Consider the following 21,529-nt stretch of genomic DNA (forward strand, 5'->3'; position numbering starts at 1 on the left):
CTGGTTCTTCCTTAAAACATACTGCTTAAAGAGAGTGTGCTTAGAAGTTCACGCCAGCGCTCAAGGCGATAAAGTCACGGTCATCCACCGTGGTGAATTTGCCGCCAAAGAAGTTGGTGTAGTTGAGGCTGACGGTGTAGGTGTTCTGGTACTCGGCATCGACACCCAGGCTGACGGCCTTGCGCCCCTCTTCAAAGTTGCCGCCAGGACCTGGCGAGTAGCCTTTGACGTCATGGGACCACGCCACGTTGGGCTTGAGGTTTACACCGGCGAAGACGTCCGGGTACTCCCAGATGGCACGAGCGCGATAGCCCCAGGAGGTGGCCGTGGTGTAGCCGTCGTTGTTGCAGTTGGTGTTCAGGCCAGCGGCGTTCGGCAGACCGGCGCCGTTGGCCGTCGAGTTGTTAAGGGCGTTACAGAACCCGCCTGGCAGCGTGCCAGGACCGAAGACCGGATCTCGGCCATAACGTGCGTCGGATTTGCTTTCCAGGCCACCGACGTGGGTCACGCCAATTTCACCGACCGTGGTCAAACGACTGGCGCCCATGACCTGATCAAAGAAGTGCGTAAAGGTGGTCTGGAACTGCGTCACTTCCTTGCGATTGTAGCCATGCAGATCCTGGCCTGGCGTGCCCTTCAGCACCGAGGCATTCCCGTAGCCCGGAATCGGCGTGACACCCGCATAAAGAATGTCGGTGGTGCTTAACTGTACTGGCGCATTTGGCCGATAGCTCAACTCACCGCTCCAGGCAGTACCGGTAGGCAGCGTGGTGGAGAAGCTCAAGCCGTAAAGACGAATGTCTTCAGGGTATTCGATGAAGTAATTGGAACTGCCCGCGACAATCAGCGGCCGCAGTGCTCCCAAAGGCCCCAGAGGCCGCGTGTAGGCCGAAGCTGGAGCGCCTTGAGCACTGAAGATCGGCGCACGGCTGTGGTAGTTCATGAAGTAGGCGCCGAACTCGGTATCCAGCGGCTCGAAGTTGTAGTGCATCGCCACGCCGAACTGGCCGCTGTCGCGGGCGTCACGGTCCGGCCCACGGCGCACCAGCACACCTTCGTTGTTCACATCCACGCCCAGGGCGTTGAGGGTAGGCAGTGCAGCGCCTGGAATGGTCGAGCGCTTGTTCAGCACCCGCAAGTTGTTGTTACAACCATCGGAAACCACATCCGGCTGCGAGAAGAACGTCCCGCAGTTGTCGGTCACCGTCTGGTCCCACTCCAACTGATAGAACGCTTCTGCCGACAAGTTATCGGTCAGCGTCTGCGACACATAGAACATGTTGACCGGGATCAGGCCTTCCTTGATCTCGGCCCCGGGACGACGGAATGCGGACACGTCGATCGGGTTGATGGAGTTGATACCGCCACCAATAAAGGTACTTTCACCCCAACTCACCACCTGCTTGCCGAACCGCACGTTACCTGGCAGATCAGCAATGGTGTAGTTGTGATAGATGAATGCATCGAGAATCTGCCCGCCAGAAGACTTGGCGCCCTCTTTGCGGTTGTTGTTGCTGACATTCTTGAAGTCCAGGTCTTCGTTTTGCAGCGCGAAGTCATACCAGTACTTGCCCCGGACAAACACGCCGGTGTCGCCGTATTTCAACTCAAGGTCATGAATGCCTTTGAAGATCTTCGAGAAGGAATCACCCTTGTCGAAGTTCAGGTGACCGTCATCCGAGGTTTGCGACAACCCCCTGCCACCGTTGTTGGCACCGATCAGGTCTTTATTGCGACCCGCCGTCGACCAACTGGCCCCGACCGACAGGGACGAGTCAAAGCTGCCTTCGATTTCACCGATGTTGAAACTGACGCCGAATGCAGGCCCGGCGAGCGTAGAGGCGAGGCTGACGGCCAAAGGCAGTTTTGCCCGGCGCCAGAACTGGTGTGCTGAAATCATCGACGCTACTCCATGTGCATTATTGTTATGGCAGTGAGTCGTTTCTAAGGGCTTGTAACGGCCGGAATACAACGATTCCAATGCCGGGCGAACAGATGAACCCGCCAGGTTCACAGCACCGCACCTTGAAAAACTCTGGGATGAACTATAGCCAGCAGGGGGTACCGCTTGATCCCTCTAAAGTGTGATTTGCATCACCAACCCGTCTGCCACAGTCCTTTTCGCCATGCTGACGAAGGTCAGCGACGGAAGGATGGCTGAAAATTGGCAAATCACAAGTGAAGGCTTGGACTAGAGCGCTGCCGTGCCCGCGAGGGCACGGCAAGCAGCGTCAGAGGGTGGAGAGGAAGGTGCTGTTGTTGGCCTGCCATTCAATGATGTCGATACGGATACGTTTTTTGTCGAGCTTGCCGACACTGGTCTTGGGAATTTCCGTAACAACGGCGATCTGGCTTGGAATCGCCCACTTGCTCAGGTGGCCCAATTCCACGAATGGCTTGAGATGTTCCTTGAGCTCCTTAGCCCCTATCACATGGCCATCACGCACCACCAGCAACGCAAACGGGCGCTCACCCCACTGCGGGTCGGCAATCCCCACCACCGCTACTTCGCGTACCGCCGGGTGGCGGCTGACCAGGTCCTCAAGGGCCAGCGAGGAGATCCACTCGCCGCCGGTCTTGATCACGTCCTTGATGCGGTCGCGGATATCGATCACGCCGAAGGCATCGAGGGTGGCCACATCGCCGGTGTGCATCCAGCCGCCGGCCCACAACTCAGCGCCCTTCTGCGGCTCGTTGAAATAGCCTTCGCTGAGCCATGGCGCGCGCAGCACCAGCTCGCCCTGGGATTCACCGTCGGCGGGCAGGAAGTTGCCCTCGCCATCGATGATCGCCGCTTCCACCAATGGCCCGGGCACGCCAGCCTTGATGCGGTAAGTGGTGCGCTCGTCTTCGGTACCCGCCATCAGTTCTTCATTGAGGTGGGCGCAGGACACCAGCGGCCCGGTCTCGGACATGCCGTACGCCGCCGTCAGCTGAATCCCGCGGGCCTTGGAGGCTTCATACAGCGAACGATTGAGGGCGCTGCCACCGATGACGATTTTCCATCCGCCGAAATCCACGCCCTGGCCGGCCTTGGCGTTGAGCACCATTTGCAGGATGGTCGGCACACAATGGGAGAAGGTGACCTTCTCCTTGCGCCACAGCTCCACCAGGTATTCGGGGTCGTAGCGGCCTGGATAAACCTGCTTCAGGCCGAGCATGGTCGCCACATACGGCAAGCCCCAGGCGTGCACGTGGAACATCGGAGTGATCGGCATGTAGACGTCGTTGGTGCCCAACAGCCGCACGCTGTCGACGCTGCCCATGATGGTCGCCACGCCCATGGTGTGCAGCACCAGTTGGCGGTGGGTGAAGTACACGCCCTTGGGATAGCCCGTGGTGCCGGTGGTGTAGAAGGTGGTGGCGACGGAGTTTTCGTCGAAATCCTCGAAGTCGTAGCGGGGGCTCGCCGCCGCCAGCAATGTTTCGTACTCACCCACCAGGTTCGGCAGCTCGGCGGTTTTGTCCGCGCCGTCGGTGAGCAGCAGGGTTTTGTCGACGGTGGTGAGGTGGCCGGCGATGGCCTGGTAGAGCCCCACGAACTCGCTGTTGACCAGCACAAAGCGGTCCTCGGCGTGGTTCATGGTGTACAGAATCTGTTCCGGGGACAGGCGCACGTTGATGGTGTGGATCACCGCACCAATCATCGGAATGGCAAACATGCATTCCAGGTAGCGATGGCTGTCCCAGTCCATCACGGCCACGGTATCACCGGCCTTGACCCCGGCCTCGGTCAGCACATTGGCCAGGCGGGCGACGCGCTCGATCAGGGTCGGATAGGTGTAGCGCAACTGGTCGCGGTAGACGATTTCCCGGGTCTTCTCGTAGCGTGTCCCGGACATCAACAGGCGTTTGATCAACAGCGGGTATTGGTAGGCGCCTTCGGCGGGCGGGATAACACGAGTCTGCAACATACGAATCCCTTATCTGACTGCACGGTCTTGGCTGAAACATCTGCACTTTAGAGCGCTTATGTTTCAGCCAAATCAGCCAAAGGAATGATTTGCAGAACCCAATGAATGCTAGCTTTGAGCCAGCATCCGGCTTATTTCATGCTGGTAAAGGCCAGCTTCACACCGATGGCAATCAGCACCGCGCCCATGGTGCGGTCGAACCAGTGGCCCATGCGTGCAAAACCGGCGCGTACGCGTTGCTGGCTGAACAGCATGGCCACCAGGCAAAACCAGATCGCGGTCGCCACGGCCAGGTACACGCCGTAACCGGCCTGGACCGCCAACGGCGTGTGGGGATTGATCACCACGGTGAACAGCGACAGGAAGAACAGCGTGGCCTTGGGGTTCAAGCCATTGGTGACAAAACCCGAGGTAAACGCACCACGGGCAGTGCGCTCGCCCGCTTCCAGGTGCAGGTCTTCTTCACTGGCAGGCTTGGCCGGCTGGGCGCGCAGGGCCTTGAAGCCGATGTACAGCAGGTAGGCCGCCGCCGCCCATTTCAGCGCATTGAACAGCACGATGGACTGGGACACGATCAAGCCGATGCCCAGCAGCGAATACCCCACGTGCAGGAAAATCGCCGAACCGACGCCCAACGCCGTCCAGGTGCCGGCCCGTCGGCCATGGGTCACGCTTTCACGTACCACCACGGCGAAATCCGGGCCAGGGCTGGCCACCGCCAACAGGTGAATCAGTGCCACGGTCAAGAACTCGGTGAGGTACATGCACACTCCAGGAAGTAACTGATTATTTCATCTGATAGGCTCGGCAGATTACGCCTTCGAATCCCGCCGCAAAAGGTACAGTTGATGACGAACAATCGCCGCGCCGTCTTCCTTGATCACCCTTCCCTGGACCTCGGGGACCTGGACCTCAGCGGGTTGCAGGCACTCTTCAGCGAACTGAGCCTGCACCAGCAGACCACACCCGAAAACATTATCGAACGCCTGCAAGGCGCGCAGGTGGCGATCAGCAACAAGATCGCGCTGAATGCCGAGACCCTGGCGGCCTGCCCCGAGCTGAAGCTGATCCTGGTGACCGCCACCGGCACCAACAACGTCGACCTCGCTGCCGCCCGCGCCCACGGCGTTACCGTGAGCAATTGCCAGGGTTACGGCACGCCATCGGTGGCGCAGCATACGATCATGCTGCTGCTGAACCTGGCGACGCGCCTGAACGACTATCAACGGGATGTGCAGGCGGGGCACTGGCAACAAGCCAAGCAGTTCTGCCTGCTGGACTATCCGATCGTCGAGCTGGAAGGCAAAACCCTCGGCCTGCTGGGCCATGGCGAATTGGGCGGTGCCGTTGCGCGCCTGGCTGAAGCCTTTGGCATGCGCGTGATCCTGGGTGCGATTCCAGGCCGCCCGGCCCGCGCCGATCGCGTGCCGCTGGATGAGTTGCTGGCGCAGGTCGACGCGCTGACCCTGCACTGCCCGCTCAACGAACACACCCGCGACTTTATCGGTGCCCGTGAACTCGCCTTGCTCAAGCCCGGCGCGTTTATCGTCAACACCGCCCGTGGTGGCTTGATCAACGAACAGGCCCTGGCCGATGCCCTGCGCAGCGGTCATCTGGGCGGCGCGGCGACCGATGTGTTGAGTGTCGAACCCCCAGTCAACGGCAACCCGCTGCTGGCCGGCGACATCCCGCGCTTGATCGTCACCCCGCACAACGCCTGGGGCAGCCGCGAAGCCCGGCAGCGGATCGTTGGCCAATTGATCGAAAACGCTCAGGGCTTTTTCAGCGGCGCCCCGCTGCGCGTCGTCAGTTGATAAACTGCGCCCCTTTTCAAGGAGCAGACCATGGATCCGCGCAGTGAAGTACTGCTTCGCCAGGCCGAACTTTTTCAAGGCGACGTGCTGCTGGTGGGCTTGCCCGCCGACGACCTGCTGGGCCGCCTGCCCAATGCCCATGGCTGGAGCTGGCACGCCGGCGACCAGGCCGCGCTGGACGCACGTTTTGCCGAGCGCAGCCAGTTCGGTGTGAACGTGCCCGAGCGTTCGTTCGAGACCGCGGTGGTGTTCCTGCCCAAGTCCAAGGACCTCACCGATTACCTGCTCAATGCCGTGGCGGCGCGTTTGCCCGGCAAGGAGTTGTACCTGGTGGGGGAGAAGAAAGGCGGCATCGAAAGCGCGGCCAAGCAACTGAATCCGTTCGGCAAGCCGCGCAAGCTCGACAACGCGCGGCACTGCCAGTTGTGGCTGGTGACGGTGGCCAACGCCCCCGAGCCGGTAGAACTGGAGAGCCTGGCGCAGGTGTTCGAGGTGCCGCTGGCTGAGGGCCCGCTCAAGGTGGTGAGCCTGCCGGGCGTGTTCAGCCACGGTCGGCTGGATCGCGGTACCGCATTGCTGCTGGAGCATCTGGACAAGTTGCCGAGCGGTCACTTGCTGGATTTCGGTTGTGGCGCGGGTGTGCTCGGGGCAGCGGTCAAGCGTCGCTACCCGCATAACACGGTGACAATGCTCGACGTGGATGCCTTTGCCGCTGCCAGCAGTCGCCTGACATTGGCGGCCAATGGCCTGGAAGCCGAGGTGTTGACCGGTGATGGCATCGACGCTGCTCCGATGAATCTGAACGCGATTCTGAGTAACCCGCCGTTCCACGTCGGGGTGCACACCGATTATTTCGCCACCGAGAACCTGCTACGAAAAGCGGCCAAACATCTGGCAAAAGGCGGCGAACTTCGCTTGGTCGCCAACAGCTTCCTGAAGTATCAGCCGCTGATCGAAGAGCATCTTGGCGTGTGCGCAATCAAGGCAGAAGGTCAGGGTTTTCGCATTTACCGTGCCAAGCGCGGCTGAGATCTTTTTCCAAAAGAAGGCTTGCCGAATGGATTTTGCCTAGGCAGAATCCGCTCCGTCCTAGGGGAGTAGTCTCCCACGAGCGCCACGCTCGTCCGGCATACGTCAACATACTTGGTCAACAGGCCATGGCGTATGCGACCCAGGAGTCCGCACAGACGGACCGGGGTTTGACAAGACCTATGACACGAACACCTTACCCGGGGCGGGAAGGCTGTACGTGTCATAGCCGTGTCGACCCGCCCCTGGAACTTACCTGATGCTGGATTCTCTGCTCGTCCCTACCGCAATCGTTGCCTTGGCCGAAATTGGCGACAAGACGCAACTGCTCGCGCTCATTCTCGCTGCACGCTTTCGCAAACCCTGGCCGATCATCGCCGGCATCGTTGCCGCGACCCTGGCCAACCATGCGGCCGCCGGTGCCGTGGGGGCCTGGTTCGGGAGTTTCTTCTCGGATGCGGTGCTGCACTGGATCCTCGCGGCGAGCTTCTGCGCCACGGCGCTGTGGACCCTGGTGCCCGACAAGCTCGACGATGACGAAGCCAGCACTTCCCGCAAGTTCGGGCCCTTCCTGACCACGCTGATCGCATTCTTCCTCGCGGAAATCGGCGACAAGACCCAGATCGCTACCGTGATGCTCGCGGCGCAATACCCGGAACTGTGGCTGGTAATTATCGGCACCACCCTGGGCATGTTGATTGCCAACGTGCCGGTGGTGCTGGCGGGTAATTTTGCCGCGGACAAATTGCCGCTGACGCTGATTCGTCGACTGGCGGCTACGGCATTCTTCATCCTGGCCATTGTTGCGGTGTACAAGGCCATGCAGAGCAGCGGCTGGATCTAAACGCAACCCCCTATGAGGGCTGGGCTTTGGTGGGAGCTGGCTTGCCTGCGATAGCATCACCTCGGTGCAACTGACGCACCGAGGTGCCTGCATCGCGGGTAAGCCCGACTCCCACACAAGCCGGGCCCCCACAGTCAGATTTGCGTTTCAGCCTTATAAATCAGGATTTTTTCGCCTGCTGATACAACGGCATCACCTTCGGAATCGCCGCCTGCAACGAGGCGATCCGGCTGTCGGAGGCAGGGTGGGTGCTCATGAATTCAGGTGGCGAGCCTTCCGAAGCCTTGGCCATTTTGTTCCACAGGGTAATCGCCGCGTTCGGGTTGTAACCGGCACGCGCCGACAACTCCAGGCCGATCAGGTCCGCTTCGTTTTCATTGCTGCGGCTGTTGGGCAAGGTCATGCCGTAGTTGGCCACGGTATCGGCCAGCGCCAGGCTGTCCTGACCGAGGCCGAACAACGCACCGGCCCCCTGCTTCGCCATTTCGATACCGTAGGCCTTGGACATGGCTTCGCGGCCGTGCTCACGCAAGGCGTGGGCAATTTCATGGCCCATCACGGCGGCGAGTTCGTCGTCGGTCAACTTGAGATTGTCGATCAACGCGCTGTAGACAAAGATCTTGCCGCCAGGCCCGCAGTTGGCGTTCATCTCGTCACTTTTGATCAGGTTCACTTCCCACTTCCACTGCGCCGCATCCGGGCGGAAGGTGGGCGCCTGGGCGATCAGGCGGTTGGCAATCGCCTGCACGCGCTTGGCGTTGGCGCTGGTCTTGTCCACCAGGCCCTTGCCGCTGGCTTCACCCAGGGTCTGCTGGTAGGACTGCGCATACATCTGGTCGACTTCCTGGCTCGACAACATGCTGAACATGTACTGCTTGCGCTCAACGCCCACGGCGCCGCCGCTGGTGGTGTTGACCGACTGACAACCGGCGAGCAACAAAGCCGCGCCCAACGCACATACCGCCACTGTCTTTTTCATCAACCTGCTCCCTGAAAACATGGCGCGTATCGTAGTCGGCCAATTGTATCGACGCCAGATACAACAGACGTATAGCCACCTGATTTCAGATACATCCCACACTGCCGCAAAAAATTCACAAACGCTGGCAACCATTCCATTTACGACATTCGCCCATCCGGCACAGCCATTTTGAGGTAATGGCCCTCATGTCTCCCCCGCCCGCGGCCGATATACACAAGCAGCCAATCTCCCCCTGCGTTCGGAGCCGTCATGAAGTTCAAGTCGATTCAATTTTCTGTCGCGGCACTGGCCGGGGCCATTGTCCTGAGCGTGGTGGCGGTGTTGGTGCTGTATGCCTTGTTCGCCGGGGCGCGCACCCAGGAGATGGTGCAGGAACGCACCCAGGGTCAATTCGAACAAATCATCGAGCAGCGCCTGACCGCCCTGGCGCAAACCCAGGCGACGCTGATCCAGCGCGAACTCGAAGCGCCGCTGGTGACGGCCAAGGGCCTGGCCACCGCCAACGCCCTGATGGGCATGAAAGACGCCAACGGCAACCCGCAACTGGCGGTCTCCCGCGAACAGCTGATCAACCTGATCCACGAAACCGTGGTGCGTAACCCGAAGATTCTCGGCGCCTATATAGGCTGGGAAGCCAACGCCATCGACCACAACGATGCTGCCTACGTCAACAGCCCGGTGGTCGGCATCGAAACCAACGGCCGCTTCCTGCCGTGGTGGTTCCGCAATGCCGACGGCAGCCTGGGCCTGGATAAACTGGCTGACGTGGCCGACCAGACCATCCTGTCCACCGGCGTGCGCGCCAGTGAGTACTACCTGTGTTCCAAGGAAAGCAAAAAGCCCTGCGCCATCGATCCGGCCCCTTATAAAGTCGGGAATGCGATGGTGATGCTCGCCTCGTTTATCGAACCAATCATGATCGACGGCACCTTCCAGGGCATCGTCGGTGCCGACCTGTCGGTGAACTTCATCCAGGAAATGCTCACCAAGGCTGATCAGAATTTGTACAACGGCGCCGGTGAACTGGCGCTGATCTCCAGCAACGGCCGCCTGGTGGCCTACACCAAGGACGCCAGCAAGCTGGGAGAAAAAGCCAGCGATCTGCTCGACAGCAACGAGTTGGCCAACCTCGGCCAGTTGAAGATCGGCGAAGTGCGTTACGACGTGGATAAGGAACACGGGCATATCGAGCTGTTCCTGCCGTTCAACATCGGCCAGACCGACGCCCGCTGGACCCTGCTCCTGCAACTGCCCCTGAGTGCGGTAATGGCCGACCTGCAGGCGATGCAACACGACCTCGACGCCCAGCGCAAAACCGATATTTTCGGCATGGCCGTGGCCGGCCTGCTGATCGCCGGCATTGGCTTGCTGGTGATCTGGCTGGTGGGCCACGGCATTGCCCGGCCGCTCAAGCAAATGGTGGCGATGCTCAATGACATCGCCCAGGGCGAAGGCGACCTGACCCGGCGCCTGACCAGTGATCGCGCCGACGAACTGGGGGCGATTGCCAGCGGCTTCAATACATTCCTGGCCAAGTTGCAGGGGATGATTACCCAGGTGGTGAGTTCGGTGCAGAAGGTCAGCGACTCGTCGGAGCACACCGCCGACATCGCGATTCGTACCAACCAGGGCGTGCACAAGCAAATGGTCGAGATCGACCAGGTGGCTACCGCCGTGCACGAGATGACCGCGACCGCACAGGACGTGGCGCGCAACGCCACCCAGGCCGCACAGGCCGCCAGCCACGCTGATCAAGCGGCGAGCCAGGGCATGCAGATTGTGCGCGACACCTCCACCTCCATCGGCGCCCTCGCCGAGGAAATCGGCAAGGCGGTCGGTGTGGTGCAGGCGCTGGCCAAGGACAGCGAGAACATCAATGCCATCCTTACGGCGATTCGCGGGATTGCCGAGCAGACCAACCTGCTGGCGCTCAACGCAGCAATTGAAGCCGCACGGGCCGGTGAGCAAGGGCGCGGGTTTGCGGTGGTGGCCGACGAGGTGCGCAACCTGGCGCAGAAGACCCAGAAGGCTACCGAAGAAATCCAGGCCATGATCCAGCAACTGCAGCAGGGCACCCGCGACGTGGTGCGAGTGATGGAAGACAGCCAGAACCGCACCGATGAAAGCGTGCAGCACGCGGCCAAGGCGGCTCAGGCGCTGGAGACCATTACCCGGGCGGTGTCGGTGATCAACGACATGAACACCCAGATCGCCAGCGCCGCCGAGGAACAGAGCGCGGTGGCCGAGGACATTAACCGTAACGTGATCAATATCGGACAGGTGGCCAATGAAGTGGCCGGCGGAGCGGATGAGTCGAGCGCGGCCAGCGCAGACCTGACCAAGCTGGCGGAACAACAGCGACGGTTGATCAATCAGTTCAAGGTTTGAGTCAAGCGGCGTCCTTTCGGGCGCCTTCGCGAGCAAGCCCGCTCCCACATTCGATCGCATTCCTTCAGTTGAAATGCAATCAAATGTGGGAGCGGGCTTGCTCGCGAAGAGGCCGGCCGATTCAACACAACGCTCAACCCGGCGTCAGGCACTCCGGTCCATTCAGCTTCGGATCGTTGACCATATTGGCCAGCACCCGCTCGCGCAACGCGGTGGGTTCACTGGCCAACAAGGCCTGCAAGGTGTGCAGCGGGGTCTCGGGGTTCAGCCAGGCTGCCTGCCCCGCCGCATCCAGAATCAACGGTCGGCGTTGACTCTGCGCCGCCTGGGTCACCACCGCCGTACTCAACCAAACCTGCTCCTGCACCGGATACGCCTCCCAGATCGCCGCAAAGAACAGTGTGCTGCCCTCCCCCGGCGTCAGCCAGTACGGGCGCTTGCGCTGGGTGCCGCGCCATTCGTAGAAACCATTGGCCGGCAGCAGGCAGCGGCGCTGGCGAAACGCTTCGCGAAACATCGGCTGTTCGGCAAGGGTTTCCGCCCGGGCATGGGCCGGTGTACGAGAGAGATCGGTCAGCCAGGGCGGCGTCAGGCCCCAGCGCGCCCGCGCCAGGGTGTGCTGGCCGTCACTCAGGCGCTGGATCAGCACCGAGTCATTGGGAGAGATGTTCCACTGGGCCTGCTGGTCGGCCGGGAAGCCCGGCAAGGCAGCAAACGCGGGGTTCCAGCGAAACAGGGCATAACGTCCACACATGGGGCAACACGACTCTTGGAGAAACTGGCCGACAGCCTAACAGACCAGCACGTCGGGAAAGCTGTCGGGTTCATCACCGGGCAGTGGTTGCGCACCGTTGTAGGCGGTGATCAGCTCGCGGGCGTAGGCGGCCTGGTCGTTCTCCACCGCCAGCGCCAGCAGGCCATAGATCGGCAGTTCGCCGGTACCCCCGAGCAAATCGCGTCCCACCAGGTGCGCGGTGATGCCCTCGCTTTCGAGCATGCCTTGCAGCAGCTCGCCTTCCATCAGGTTTTCCGGCTCGTAGATTCGCTGCATGGGCGTACCTTTATGCGTTCTCGCTGCGCACGTTGAGCATCCATTCGTCGTCATGAACCTGCAGCTCGAAAACAATGGGCCGGCAGCACACCGGGCAGTCCTCAATATATTCCTGATCGCCCGCCGACAGGTCCAGTAGCGCCGTGACTACCTCTCCACAATAAGGACATTCGTACGACTCCTCTTCCATCGCGGTCTCCAAGGTGACTTGTGCGTATAATCGCCGGTCTATTTACAGGGCTATTTTTCGTCCCGGCCAATTGCCCGGACCACGCCCTGATATTTATTGTTCCAAACCTTTACTTACCCTAGCCGTTTCTAACAAGAGAGCATGATGGGCGAATTCGATACCATCCGACCTTACAACGACAGCGAAGTCCCGGCAGTGCTGGCCCGACTGTTCAGTGACAAGGCCTTTCTGGACATCCTGACCCACTTTCGCTTCCCGCGCTTTGCCGGCGCCTTCGGCTGGCTGCTCAAGCCGATGATCGCTCATAAACTGCGCCGTGAGTTCGCCGGCGTCACCACCGTGGCCACGCTGCAGGACAAAGTCGAGTTTTACGTCGACCACACCATCGAGCGGGCAACCGACGGCGTGACCTATACCGGCGTGGAGCAGTTCAAGTCCGGCAGCGCCTACCTGTTCCTGGCCAACCACCGCGACATCGTGATGGACCCGGCCTTCGTCAACTACGCCGTGTACCACGCCGGCCTGCCGACGCCACGCATCGCCATCGGCGACAACCTGCTGCAAAAGCCGTTTGTCAGCGACCTGATGCGCCTGAACAAGAGTTTCATCGTGCACCGCTCGATCACCGGGCGCAAAGAGAAGATGGCGGCCTACCAGTTGCTGTCGGCCTACATCAACCATTCGATTCGCAACGACTGCCAGTCGATCTGGATCGCCCAGGCCGAAGGCCGCGCCAAGGATGGGGATGATCGCACCGAGTCGGCGATCCTCAAGATGTTCCACATGAGCCGCAAGGACGAGCCGTTCGCCGAAGTCATCCAGTCACTGAACCTGACGCCGGTGTCCATCAGCTACGAATACGACCCGTGCGACGCAGCCAAGGCCCGCGAGCTGTACATCCGCGCCACCACCGGCACCTACAGCAAGGCGCCGGGGGAAGATGACGTGAGCATCGCCCTGGGCATCACCGGCTACAAGGGCCGGGTACACGTCAACTTCGCGCCGCCGATCACCGAGGCGTTCGAAGACACCAAGCTGTTGGCGATCGAAATGGACCGGCAGATCCTGGGTGGGTATCGGTTGTTCCCGGTGCATTACCTGGCGTACGCCCAATGGAGCGATGCCGATCCGCAATTGCAGGTACCGACCGCAGCCGAGGTATTCCCGGCGGACGAGTTGGCCAAGGCAAAGGCAGAGTGGGAGCGGCGCTTGAATGCGTGCCCGGCCGAGCATCGGCCGTATCTGGTATTGCAATACGCGACGCCGGTGAGGAATCAGTACCGGGTCAAGGCCGGGATTGCCCTGTAACCCGGTACCAGCAACAGCGCAAACCCAATGTGGGAGCGGGCTTGCTCGCGAAGGCGGTGGATCAGCCAATCATGTATTGACTGACACCGCGCTTTCGCGAGCGAGCCCGCTCCCACAGTTGTTTTTAGGGTGTTCCTACAATCGGGTACTAAGAAAGGACACCAGCAACGCCAGCCCCAGACAGGCAAACCCCAACCGGTAGAACAGGCGATAGGTACGCTGCGTCAACACGTCCAGATACAGCATCGGCTGATCAATGGCACGCAGTTCGCTTTGCGCGGCAAGGCGGGCCATCGCGCGCTGTTCATGCAGGCGCGTGACAAACAGCAGCCATGCCGCCGGGCAGGCCAGTAACAGGGCAAGGGAATTGAGCAGTAGTGCGGTCAGCGACATCGCAAACCTCGATGTATCAGTGTCTTGGTATCAATCCAGATACAAACCTGAATGATATGCGCCGCCTGCGCGTCATTACTCCTTCCCCATTGACGGCTAATGTATCCAGTAATTTACAGCGTCACCTGAACGTCACCTTAACAAGCCACTCTGTTGCCCTTCGAAAGCCCGGGAGCTTGTCATGTTGCACGCGCAGAACCAGGATCGGCTGTATCTGATTGCCCCAAGTGATGAGCAAGAGGCCCTGGTGGGCGGCCTCGCGTTCAATGTGCAGGACCGCCACTGGCTGGTGTATTGCGCCCTCGGCGGGCATCAACATGCCGACCTGCCGGAGCTGGACTTGCTCACTGGCGTGAGTGTGCTGGACTTTTATGTCGAAACGGCTGCATGAAAACGGCAGGCGTAAAAAAACCGGGCTCAGTGATGAGCCCGGTTTTTTGATCGTTCCCACGCGCCGCAAAGGAATGCCGACTGGGGCGCTCCGCGCCCGCCTGACGGTTACTGCGAGCTGAGCAGCGAACCGATGCTCGGGTCCTTGAACAGGCGCGTCAGGGCATCGCTCAACACGTCGCTGACCAGCTTGGTGTTGGTTTCCTGGTTCGGCGCCATGCCGAAGCGCTGGTCCAGGGATGCGCCGTAACGGCCGCTGTAGCGACGGGTGCCGGCAGTCACGTCGGACTTGAAGGTCGCGCCGATGGTGGCTTCAGTCACGTACAGGCCTTCCTTGGGCGACTGATACTTCAGCTCGGCCAGGGTGATGGTCAGTTGTGGCGCACCTGGCGAGTTGGAAGGGGTGAAGCCCAACAGGCGCACGGCCGCTTCGGCCTGGGCTTGCAGCTTGGGCAGCACGTCCGCACCGGTCACCGTAATGGCGCTGGTTTCCGGGTACAGGCCGCCACGGGTGCCGAGGGTCGGCGACGGACGACCGTCAACCACACGCACCGACACCGGCTGGCCATGGCCGACAGGCGCCAGCTGGGTGGTGATTTTCGGTTGCGGGCTGAGTTGTTGCGGGCTGTGGGCGCAGCCAACCAGGGTCAAACTGGTCACAGTGATCAAACCGAACAACAGGCGTTGCAACATACTCATTTCTCCAGGACTAGATGCAAACAGGGCGCCAGTATAACGGTGAGCGCGCGCCACTCACCAGAATTCCTGAACGGGGCCTGAACTGTCGGCGAAATTACAATTTTCACACAGAACCGTCACCTCAATGTCATGCCAGACTGCCAACCTTCGCAGCATGTAACGAACCGGGTACACAGCCATGCGCCTTCTCAAATCTTTGTTCTTTTCCCACGCCAGCCATCGCCACTTTGCCCTGCTCGACGCCCAAGGCTGCTGCCAGGCTTTCAAGCAGTGCAGCCTGCCGCCCGTCGGTGAAGGCTGGGTCGAAGTCGAAGAGACCCGCCTGAGCTGGATGCACCGCCCGCTGCCCGCCAGCGCGCGCGTCAGCCCCCGGGTTTCGCAGCCACAGGCACGGCACGCGTTGGCCTCCTGACCAGACTGCTAATAAAAGTCATTAAACACGTCCATTTGCGCGCATTTCTTCGCTACAATCTCCCCCCGATTATAAGGACGTCTCCTGATCGGGCCTCGCAGCATCGCTAATGCACTTGTATTAGCTCCCCCGCACCGCCCACAGAGAGCCGCCCACACAGATCGTGTGAAGCTGGCGAGCTTGCTGTTTTCTCTGCAAACCATCGTCTTTACCCGAATCTGCCAGAGCTGCCATGCGCTCGGCCACTTGAGTTGTTTGCCCGTTTTGCCGCTTGCCGGCAGTGATTTCGGGCCAGGTGCCAGGCTGGGGCAGCCCTTTTTTGAGGTTCACGTCTTCAAAAGAGCGTGAAAAAAACGGGTTTTCACAACTTCACAAGAGTGTGGCGAGCAAATGAATAGTTTTGCGTTTGTACAAGCACCATCAGCGTCTGGAACAGCCCCACCACATAGGACCGAGCACTCCTCAAGAACCGGAGCTTGAAGCCTGTCCGCTACGGATTTGGTTGCACGATCGGACGAGCTTGACCATAAGTCGAATTGCCACAGGCGCCCTTAAATGCGTTCATACGCAGATCAGGCCCGGTCGGCAGCGTCCGCTTGCGATAAATTGCGAAGAATCGGACATGGCGATCCTGGCCATGGGTAACCTGGGGCATCACGTGAACCGCCCCGTCACTCCTGGCAGCCATGCCGTCAATTTGGTGCTGCAGATTTTGGAGACGCGTTAAATGGCGCATAACGAAGCAGTCGACGTAGTACTGGTAGGTGCGGGCATCATGAGTGCCACCCTCGCCGTACTGCTCAAAGAGCTCGACCCCGGCCTCAAGCTGGAAGTCGTTGAGCTGATGGATTCGGGTGCCGCGGAAAGTTCCAACCCGTGGAACAACGCCGGTACCGGCCACGCCGGGCTGTGTGAGCTGAACTACACACCGCAGGCCGCCGACGGTTCCATCGACATCAAGAAAGCCGTGCACATCAACACCCAATTCGAGGTGTCGAAGCAGTTCTGGGCCTACCTGACCAAGAAAGGCACCTTTGGCTCGTCCAAATCCTTTATCAGCCCCGTGCCGCACCTGAGCTTCGTACAGGGCGAGAAAGGCGTGTCGTTCCTCAAGAAGCGTTTTGAAACCCTTAGCCAGCACCACGCGTTCTCGGACATGCACTACACCGAAGACCGCAGCGAGATGGCCGAGTGGATGCCGCTGATGATGCCCGGCCGCCCGCTGGACGAAAAAATCGCCGCCACCCGCGTGATGAACGGCACCGACGTCAACTTCGGCGCCCTGACCAACCAGTTGCTCTCGCACCTGACCAGCGCCCCGGATGCCCAGGTCAAGTACAGCAAGCGCGTCACCGGCCTCAAGCGCAACGGCGCCGGCTGGACCGTGAGCATCAAGGACGTCAACAGCGGCAATTCCCGTGATGTGGACGCCAAGTTCGTGTTCCTCGGCGCCGGTGGCGCGGCCCTGCCGCTGTTGCAAGCCTCGGGCATCGAGGAAAGCAAGGGCTTCGGCGGCTTCCCGGTCAGCGGCCAGTGGCTGCGTTGCGACAACCCGGAAGTGGTCAAGCACCACCAGGCCAAGGTCTACAGCCAGGCGGCCGTGGGTTCGCCACCGATGTCGGTGCCGCACCTCGACACCCGTGTGGTCGACGGCAAGAAATCCCTGCTGTTCGGGCCATACGCCGGTTTCACCACCAAGTTCCTCAAGCACGGCTCGTTCCTTGACCTGCCCATGTCGATTCGTGCCGGCAACATCGGCCCGATGCTGGCCGTGGCCCGGGACAACATGGACCTGACCAAGTACCTGGTCAGCGAGGTGCGCCAGTCCATGGAGCAGCGCCTGGAATCCCTGCGTCGCTTCTACCCTGAGGCAAAAGCCGAAGACTGGCGCCTGGAAGTGGCCGGCCAACGGGTGCAGATCATCAAGAAAGACCCGAAGAAAGGCGGCGTGCTGCAATTCGGTACCGAACTGGTTGCGGCCAAGGACGGTTCGCTGGCCGCCCTGCTCGGCGCGTCTCCAGGTGCTTCGGTGACCGTGTCGATCATGCTGGAACTGATCGAACGCTGCTTCCCGACGAAAGCGGCCGGTGAGTGGGCCGCCAAGCTGCACGAGATCTTCCCGGCTCGGGAAAAGGTCCTGGAGACCGATGCCGAGCTGTATCGCAAGATCAACACGCAGAACAACATCAGCCTGGAACTGGTTGAGCAGAGCAGCGAGACCGAAAGCTACGCTTGAGCGTCGTGACGCAGAGCGTCAGTTGATGCATTCCCACGCAGAGCGTGGGAACGAAAAACGCCCCTAACGGGGCGTTTTTTTTCGTCCGCAACAATCAACCGCGAGCTTGTTCGATCAGCTCGATGTACTCGGCGGCGTTGCGCTGGTCCTTGATCACTTCAACGAAGGTCAGGCCATGCTCGTCCTTGCCATCGAGGTCCAGGCCGGCTTCCTTGAAGAAAACCAGGAAGCGTTCGAAGTCGTCGATACGCAGGCCGCGGTAGGCCTTGATCAGTTTGTGCAGGGACGGCGAAGTGGCGTCTACCGGCTCGAAATCCAGGAACAGCTTGATTTGCTCGTCGCCGATTTCATCACCAATCACCTGTTTCTTATCTTTACGCATTACCGACTCCAGCCTGCAGACATTTACACGGGAAAAGCAGTTTACCTGCGGCACAGCGGCTTCGAAAGCTACGCGAACCAATGTGGGAGCTGGCTTGCCTGCGATAGCGGTGCATCAGTAACAGATGGGCCAACGGACCCACCGCTATCGCAGGCAAGCCAGCTCCCACATTGACTGTATTTACACCGCCGAATGCGCGTCGGCTGGATTATTTGGCGCGCACCGCCCCGGTGTGCAAATCGGCCCAGATATGGCCGTTGGCGTAAGTGAGGAATTGCACATAGACCGTGTCATTGCGCAACAAGTCGACGATCACCCGATACTGGGTCACCGGATACGACAAGGTCAGGGTTTTGCTTTTGTCGTCGAACACCGGCTTTTTCAGGCTTTTGCTTTCGGCATCGAAATTGAGAATCACCTGGGCGATGGTCGCGCCTTTGTTCAGGGACTTGCCCTTGAGGCGGATCATCAACGGCGAGGTCACCGGGATCGGCTGCTGGGTGGATTGGCGTTGGTTACCCACCACCACCGAATACTCGGTGACTTGTAGCAATTGCTGCTGGTCCGGGGTTTCGGCGCGCAGGGTCAGGTCGTCGGGCGGCAGGAATTGGCTGTGCAGCGGCGCCGGAGCAGCCGCCAGGGGCAAACTGAGGGTCAGCGCCAGGGCGGCGCAGGTGCGAATCAACAGGCTCATGAACAGCTCCAGACGCAGGGGCCAAGCACGATAGCATGACAACCCTGCGCCTGAATCCCGCTTACATCCCTTTGACGGCGTAAATCCCATTGGCGTTGCGCCAGTAGCCTTTGTAGTCCATGCCGTAACCGAAGATGTAACGGTCAATGCACGGCAGGCCCACGTAATCGGCTTTCAGGTCCGGACGGGCCTTGCGGTCGTGGTCCTTGTCGATCAGCACGGCAGTGTGCACCTTGCGCGCGCCGGCGTGTTTGCAGAAGTCGATGATCGCGCCCAGGGTGTGACCTTCGTCGAGGATGTCGTCGATGATCAGCACGTCGCGGTCGATGAACGAGACTTCCGGCTTGGCTTTCCAGAACAGGTCGCCGCCACTGGTTTCATTGCGATAGCGAGTGGCGTGCAGGTAGGACGCTTCCAGCGGGAATTGCAGGTGGGTGAGCAATTTACCGGCGAAAATCAGGCCACCGTTCATCACGCAAAAGACCACCGGGTTGGTGTCGGCCATTTCACGGGAGATGTGCGCGCCGACCTTGGCGATGGCCTCTTCGACTTGCGCTTCGGTGTACAGGCAGTCAGCCTCGCGCATGATTTGACGGATATGCTCGAGATCAGCGGACATGGCGCTCTCCAAGGGGGTGCTGTGGCAAGAAAAGCGGGCAAAGGTACGCATGTGAGGCGCAACGTTCAAGCCTTAATGGACTAACGTACTAGATGTCTATAGGACAACACCCTCGGATAGATTAATCTAGGCCGGTTTTTTTGCCCGCCGCCGGAGCCTTTCCCCATGCCCATCCGTGAGATCCGCCATCCGCTGATCCGACATAAACTCGGCCTTATGCGCCGCGCCGACATTAGCACGAAGAACTTCCGTGAGCTTGCTCAGGAAGTCGGAGCGCTGCTCACCTACGAGGCGACCAAAGACCTGCCCCTGGAAAACTACGAGATCGCCGGTTGGTGTGGTCCCGTCCAGGTCGAGAAAATCGCCGGCAAGAAGATTACCGTGGTGCCGATCCTGCGTGCCGGTATCGGCATGCTCGAAGGCGTGCTCAGCCTGATCCCGGGTGCCAAGGTCAGCGCCGTAGGCGTGGCCCGCAACGAAGAGACGCTGCAGGCCCACACCTACCTGGAAAAACTGGTACCGGAAATCGACGAGCGCCTGGCGATGATCATCGACCCGATGCTCGCCACCGGCAGCTCCATGGTTGCCACCATCGACCTGCTGAAAAAAGCCGGTTGCAAGGACATCCGCGCCATGGTGCTGGTGGCCGCTCCCGAAGGCATCGCCGCCGTCGAGAAAGCCCACCCGGACGTGTTGATCTACACCGCATCCATCGATGAACGCCTGAATGAACATGGCTACATCATCCCGGGCCTGGGCGATGCCGGCGACAAGATCTTCGGTACCAAGCAGAAGGACGCGTGACCATGCAGGATGAGTTCAACGACCCGCTTTGGCGCCAGATCCTGTCTGGCGCACAGATGCTCTTCGTAGCATTTGGCGCGCTGGTGTTGATGCCGCTGATCACCGGTCTCGATCCAAACGTCGCCCTGTTTACCGCAGGCTTGGGCACCTTGTTGTTCCAGGTGGTTACCGGGCGCCAGGTACCGGTGTTCCTGGCGTCGAGCTTTGCGTTTATCACCCCGATCATTCTCGCCAAGGGCCAGTTCGGCCTCGCGGCGACCATGGGCGGCGTGATGGCGGCCGGCTTCGTTTACACCTTCCTGGGCCTGGCCGTGAAGATCAAGGGCACCGGTTTCATCGACCGGCTGCTGCCACCGGTGGTGATCGGGCCGGTGATCATTTCCATTGGCCTGGCCATGGCGCCGATTGCGGCCAATATGGCGATGGGCAAGGCCGGTGACGGCAGCGAGTTGATCCACTACCAGACCGCCATGCTGATCTCGATGCCGGCGCTGCTGACCACGTTGATCGTGGCGGTGTTCGGCAAAGGCATTTTCCGCCTGGTGCCGATCATCTCCGGCGTGCTGGTGGGTTTCGCCATGTCGTTCTACTTCGGCGTAGTCGACACCGCGAAGATCGCCGCCGCACCGTGGTTCGCCCTGCCCCACTTCACCGCGCCGGAATTCAACTGGCAGGCGATCCTGTTTATCGTCCCGGTGGCCCTGGCCCCGGCGATCGAACACATCGGTGGTGTGATTGCGGTGGGCAGCGTGACCGGTCGCGACTACCTGAAGAAGCCTGGCCTGCACCGCACCCTGCTGGGTGACGGGATCGCCACCACCGCTGCCGGCCTGTTCGGCGGCCCGCCCAACACGACCTACGCGGAAGTGACGGGCGCGGTGATGCTGACCAAGAACTACAACCCGAAGATCATGACCTGGGCGGCGGTGTTTGCCATCAGCCTGGCGTTTATCGGCAAGTTCGGCGCGCTGCTGCAAAGCATTCCAGTCCCGGTAATGGGCGGGATTCTGTGCCTGCTGTTCGGCTCGATTGCCGCAGTGGGGATGAACACCCTGATCCGCCACAAGATCGACCTTGGCGAAGCGCGCAACCTGGTGATTGTGTCGGTGACCCTGGTGTTCGGGATTGGCGGTGTGCTGGTAGGCACCGGCACTGGCCCGGATGACTTTGGCCTGAAGGGCATCGCCCTGTGTGCGGTGGTAGCGATTGCGTTGAATCTGCTGCTGCCGGGCAATGACGGCTGGAAGAACAGGAAGCCGGATGAGCCGCTGATCTAACTGCCAACGCAAAACCAATGTGGGAGCGGGCTTGCTCGCGAATGCAGTGTGTCATTCAGCACATCAGTGACTGAACCACCGCATTCGCGAGCAAGCCCGCTCC

Annotated in this window: 22 protein-coding genes, 1 pseudogene and 1 riboswitch; of the genes and pseudogenes, 11 read left to right on the top strand and 12 right to left on the bottom strand. The window is 60.6% G+C overall.

Annotated elements, in window-relative coordinates:
• Window positions 1-40: 40 nt before the first annotated feature.
• From HX805_RS10970 to HX805_RS10980, 3 genes are all read right to left on the bottom strand, one after another.
• Window positions 41-1,900, bottom strand: a complete 1,860-nt coding sequence (locus tag HX805_RS10970; RefSeq protein WP_008434252.1) for a DUF1302 domain-containing protein — start codon at window positions 1,898-1,900, stop codon at window positions 41-43.
• A 331-nt stretch (window positions 1,901-2,231) separates the two neighbouring features.
• Window positions 2,232-3,914: a fatty acid--CoA ligase gene (locus tag HX805_RS10975; RefSeq protein ID WP_177080099.1), complete on the bottom strand. Its 1,683-nt coding sequence runs from the start codon at window positions 3,912-3,914 to the stop codon at window positions 2,232-2,234.
• A gap of 131 nt (window positions 3,915-4,045) precedes the next feature.
• Window positions 4,046-4,678, bottom strand: coding sequence for a LysE family translocator (locus HX805_RS10980; protein ID WP_003216169.1), 633 nt, complete (start codon window positions 4,676-4,678; stop codon window positions 4,046-4,048).
• Between the two features lie 84 nt (window positions 4,679-4,762).
• Between HX805_RS10980 and HX805_RS10985 the strand changes: the two genes are divergently transcribed.
• The 3 genes from HX805_RS10985 to HX805_RS10995 all read left to right on the top strand — a co-directional run bounded on the left by HX805_RS10985 (window position 4,763) and on the right by HX805_RS10995 (window position 7,601).
• The gene (locus HX805_RS10985) at window positions 4,763-5,728 is read left to right on the top strand and encodes a 2-hydroxyacid dehydrogenase (protein WP_003216168.1); all 966 of its coding nucleotides are present in this window, start codon (window positions 4,763-4,765) and stop codon (window positions 5,726-5,728) included.
• Window positions 5,729-5,758: 30 nt separating this feature from the next.
• Window positions 5,759-6,757, top strand: coding sequence for a class I SAM-dependent methyltransferase (locus HX805_RS10990; protein WP_008434258.1), 999 nt, complete (start codon window positions 5,759-5,761; stop codon window positions 6,755-6,757).
• Between the two features lie 51 nt (window positions 6,758-6,808).
• A riboswitch (yybP-ykoY riboswitch) is annotated at window positions 6,809-6,928 on the top strand.
• 88 nt (window positions 6,929-7,016) lie between these two features.
• Entirely contained in the window at window positions 7,017-7,601 is a 585-nt protein-coding gene (locus HX805_RS10995) for a TMEM165/GDT1 family protein (RefSeq protein WP_003216166.1), read from the top strand.
• A 160-nt stretch (window positions 7,602-7,761) separates the two neighbouring features.
• Here the strand turns inward: HX805_RS10995 and HX805_RS11000 are convergent, their stop codons facing one another.
• Window positions 7,762-8,580, bottom strand: coding sequence for a M48 family metallopeptidase (locus tag HX805_RS11000; protein WP_003216165.1), 819 nt, complete (start codon window positions 8,578-8,580; stop codon window positions 7,762-7,764).
• A gap of 1,332 nt (window positions 8,581-9,912) precedes the next feature.
• Here HX805_RS11000 and HX805_RS32580 point away from each other — a divergent pair.
• Together HX805_RS32580 and HX805_RS32585 are read left to right on the top strand one after the other, a co-directional pair.
• Window positions 9,913-10,113 (top strand): annotated as a pseudogene (locus tag HX805_RS32580) (HAMP domain-containing protein); the annotation flags it as partial.
• Between the two features lie 114 nt (window positions 10,114-10,227).
• Window positions 10,228-10,971, top strand: coding sequence for a methyl-accepting chemotaxis protein (locus tag HX805_RS32585; RefSeq protein ID WP_371135980.1), 744 nt, complete (start codon window positions 10,228-10,230; stop codon window positions 10,969-10,971).
• A gap of 133 nt (window positions 10,972-11,104) precedes the next feature.
• On the opposite strand, the gene HX805_RS11010 is transcribed toward HX805_RS32585, so the two are convergent.
• From HX805_RS11010 to HX805_RS11020, 3 genes are read right to left on the bottom strand one after another with little or no spacing between them, the layout of a single operon-like run.
• The gene (locus HX805_RS11010) at window positions 11,105-11,725 is read right to left on the bottom strand and encodes an SOS response-associated peptidase (RefSeq protein WP_003216163.1); all 621 of its coding nucleotides are present in this window, start codon (window positions 11,723-11,725) and stop codon (window positions 11,105-11,107) included.
• A 36-nt stretch (window positions 11,726-11,761) separates the two neighbouring features.
• Window positions 11,762-12,022, bottom strand: coding sequence for a putative signal transducing protein (locus HX805_RS11015; protein ID WP_017477710.1), 261 nt, complete (start codon window positions 12,020-12,022; stop codon window positions 11,762-11,764).
• A 10-nt stretch (window positions 12,023-12,032) separates the two neighbouring features.
• A complete protein-coding gene (locus tag HX805_RS11020) occupies window positions 12,033-12,212 on the bottom strand; it encodes a CPXCG motif-containing cysteine-rich protein (RefSeq protein WP_177116867.1) in 180 nt (59 codons plus the stop codon).
• A gap of 144 nt (window positions 12,213-12,356) precedes the next feature.
• Here HX805_RS11020 and HX805_RS11025 point away from each other — a divergent pair, with 144 nt between their 5' ends.
• Window positions 12,357-13,520 (top strand): 1-acyl-sn-glycerol-3-phosphate acyltransferase, encoded by a 1,164-nt coding sequence (locus HX805_RS11025; RefSeq protein WP_029615884.1) that lies wholly within the window; start codon window positions 12,357-12,359, stop codon window positions 13,518-13,520.
• A gap of 135 nt (window positions 13,521-13,655) precedes the next feature.
• Here the strand turns inward: HX805_RS11025 and HX805_RS11030 are convergent, their stop codons facing one another.
• On the bottom strand, window positions 13,656-13,913 hold the full coding sequence (locus tag HX805_RS11030) for a hypothetical protein (RefSeq protein WP_003216159.1): 258 nt from the start codon (window positions 13,911-13,913) through the stop codon (window positions 13,656-13,658).
• A gap of 181 nt (window positions 13,914-14,094) precedes the next feature.
• Between HX805_RS11030 and HX805_RS11035 the strand changes: the two genes are divergently transcribed.
• Window positions 14,095-14,304: a hypothetical protein gene (locus HX805_RS11035; RefSeq protein WP_008434269.1), complete on the top strand. Its 210-nt coding sequence runs from the start codon at window positions 14,095-14,097 to the stop codon at window positions 14,302-14,304.
• A gap of 107 nt (window positions 14,305-14,411) precedes the next feature.
• Here HX805_RS11035 and HX805_RS11040 read toward each other — a convergent pair whose 3' ends face one another.
• Window positions 14,412-14,996: a YajG family lipoprotein gene (locus HX805_RS11040; RefSeq protein ID WP_003216157.1), complete on the bottom strand. Its 585-nt coding sequence runs from the start codon at window positions 14,994-14,996 to the stop codon at window positions 14,412-14,414.
• Window positions 14,997-15,180: 184 nt separating this feature from the next.
• Between HX805_RS11040 and HX805_RS11045 the strand changes: the two genes are divergently transcribed.
• Window positions 15,181-15,414, top strand: coding sequence for a hypothetical protein (locus tag HX805_RS11045; RefSeq protein ID WP_003216156.1), 234 nt, complete (start codon window positions 15,181-15,183; stop codon window positions 15,412-15,414).
• Window positions 15,415-16,141: 727 nt separating this feature from the next.
• Window positions 16,142-17,650 carry a malate dehydrogenase (quinone) gene (gene mqo / locus HX805_RS11050; protein WP_003216154.1) on the top strand — a complete coding sequence of 503 codons (1,509 nt, stop codon included), beginning with the start codon at window positions 16,142-16,144 and terminating at the stop codon, window positions 17,648-17,650.
• Window positions 17,651-17,744: 94 nt separating this feature from the next.
• Here the strand turns inward: mqo and HX805_RS11055 are convergent, their stop codons facing one another.
• The 3 genes from HX805_RS11055 to HX805_RS11065 form a co-directional block, all read right to left on the bottom strand.
• Window positions 17,745-18,032: a PA4642 family protein gene (locus tag HX805_RS11055; protein WP_003216153.1), complete on the bottom strand. Its 288-nt coding sequence runs from the start codon at window positions 18,030-18,032 to the stop codon at window positions 17,745-17,747.
• Between the two features lie 208 nt (window positions 18,033-18,240).
• Window positions 18,241-18,726, bottom strand: coding sequence for a hypothetical protein (locus HX805_RS11060; protein ID WP_008434279.1), 486 nt, complete (start codon window positions 18,724-18,726; stop codon window positions 18,241-18,243).
• Between the two features lie 61 nt (window positions 18,727-18,787).
• Window positions 18,788-19,345 (bottom strand): hypoxanthine-guanine phosphoribosyltransferase, encoded by a 558-nt coding sequence (locus HX805_RS11065; protein ID WP_003216150.1) that lies wholly within the window; start codon window positions 19,343-19,345, stop codon window positions 18,788-18,790.
• 165 nt (window positions 19,346-19,510) lie between these two features.
• Here HX805_RS11065 and upp point away from each other — a divergent pair, with 165 nt between their 5' ends.
• Together upp and HX805_RS11075 are read left to right on the top strand one after the other, a co-directional pair.
• A complete protein-coding gene (upp, locus tag HX805_RS11070; protein WP_003216149.1) occupies window positions 19,511-20,149 on the top strand; it encodes a uracil phosphoribosyltransferase in 639 nt (212 codons plus the stop codon).
• A gap of 2 nt (window positions 20,150-20,151) precedes the next feature.
• Complete coding sequence (locus HX805_RS11075; RefSeq protein WP_087692860.1) at window positions 20,152-21,426, top strand: uracil-xanthine permease family protein; 1,275 nt, start codon at window positions 20,152-20,154, stop codon at window positions 21,424-21,426.
• Window positions 21,427-21,529: the final 103 nt, after the last annotated feature.

Origin of the sequence: Pseudomonas sp. G5001 (genome assembly GCF_013385475.1) — a bacterium.
GTDB lineage: Bacteria > Pseudomonadota > Gammaproteobacteria > Pseudomonadales > Pseudomonadaceae > Aquipseudomonas.

Excerpts from the sequence above, each read along its gene's own strand:
- HX805_RS10970 (WP_008434252.1), bottom strand. The coding sequence starts at position 1,900 with ATGATTTCAGCACACCAGTTCTGGCGCCGGGCAAAACTGCCTTTGGCC.
- HX805_RS10975 (WP_177080099.1), bottom strand. The coding sequence starts at position 3,914 with ATGTTGCAGACTCGTGTTATCCCGCCCGCCGAAGGCGCCTACCAATAC.
- HX805_RS10980 (WP_003216169.1), bottom strand. The coding sequence starts at position 4,678 with ATGTACCTCACCGAGTTCTTGACCGTGGCACTGATTCACCTGTTGGCG.
- HX805_RS10985 (WP_003216168.1), top strand. The coding sequence starts at position 4,763 with ATGACGAACAATCGCCGCGCCGTCTTCCTTGATCACCCTTCCCTGGAC.
- HX805_RS10990 (WP_008434258.1), top strand. The coding sequence starts at position 5,759 with ATGGATCCGCGCAGTGAAGTACTGCTTCGCCAGGCCGAACTTTTTCAA.
- HX805_RS10995 (WP_003216166.1), top strand. The coding sequence starts at position 7,017 with ATGCTGGATTCTCTGCTCGTCCCTACCGCAATCGTTGCCTTGGCCGAA.
- HX805_RS11000 (WP_003216165.1), bottom strand. The coding sequence starts at position 8,580 with ATGAAAAAGACAGTGGCGGTATGTGCGTTGGGCGCGGCTTTGTTGCTC.
- HX805_RS32585 (WP_371135980.1), top strand. The coding sequence starts at position 10,228 with ATGGTCGAGATCGACCAGGTGGCTACCGCCGTGCACGAGATGACCGCG.
- HX805_RS11010 (WP_003216163.1), bottom strand. The coding sequence starts at position 11,725 with ATGTGTGGACGTTATGCCCTGTTTCGCTGGAACCCCGCGTTTGCTGCC.
- HX805_RS11015 (WP_017477710.1), bottom strand. The coding sequence starts at position 12,022 with ATGCAGCGAATCTACGAGCCGGAAAACCTGATGGAAGGCGAGCTGCTG.
- HX805_RS11020 (WP_177116867.1), bottom strand. The coding sequence starts at position 12,212 with ATGGAAGAGGAGTCGTACGAATGTCCTTATTGTGGAGAGGTAGTCACG.
- HX805_RS11025 (WP_029615884.1), top strand. The coding sequence starts at position 12,357 with ATGGGCGAATTCGATACCATCCGACCTTACAACGACAGCGAAGTCCCG.
- HX805_RS11030 (WP_003216159.1), bottom strand. The coding sequence starts at position 13,913 with ATGTCGCTGACCGCACTACTGCTCAATTCCCTTGCCCTGTTACTGGCC.
- HX805_RS11035 (WP_008434269.1), top strand. The coding sequence starts at position 14,095 with ATGTTGCACGCGCAGAACCAGGATCGGCTGTATCTGATTGCCCCAAGT.
- HX805_RS11040 (WP_003216157.1), bottom strand. The coding sequence starts at position 14,996 with ATGTTGCAACGCCTGTTGTTCGGTTTGATCACTGTGACCAGTTTGACC.
- HX805_RS11045 (WP_003216156.1), top strand. The coding sequence starts at position 15,181 with ATGCGCCTTCTCAAATCTTTGTTCTTTTCCCACGCCAGCCATCGCCAC.
- mqo (WP_003216154.1), top strand. The coding sequence starts at position 16,142 with ATGGCGCATAACGAAGCAGTCGACGTAGTACTGGTAGGTGCGGGCATC.
- HX805_RS11055 (WP_003216153.1), bottom strand. The coding sequence starts at position 18,032 with ATGCGTAAAGATAAGAAACAGGTGATTGGTGATGAAATCGGCGACGAG.
- HX805_RS11060 (WP_008434279.1), bottom strand. The coding sequence starts at position 18,726 with ATGAGCCTGTTGATTCGCACCTGCGCCGCCCTGGCGCTGACCCTCAGT.
- HX805_RS11065 (WP_003216150.1), bottom strand. The coding sequence starts at position 19,345 with ATGTCCGCTGATCTCGAGCATATCCGTCAAATCATGCGCGAGGCTGAC.
- upp (WP_003216149.1), top strand. The coding sequence starts at position 19,511 with ATGCCCATCCGTGAGATCCGCCATCCGCTGATCCGACATAAACTCGGC.
- HX805_RS11075 (WP_087692860.1), top strand. The coding sequence starts at position 20,152 with ATGCAGGATGAGTTCAACGACCCGCTTTGGCGCCAGATCCTGTCTGGC.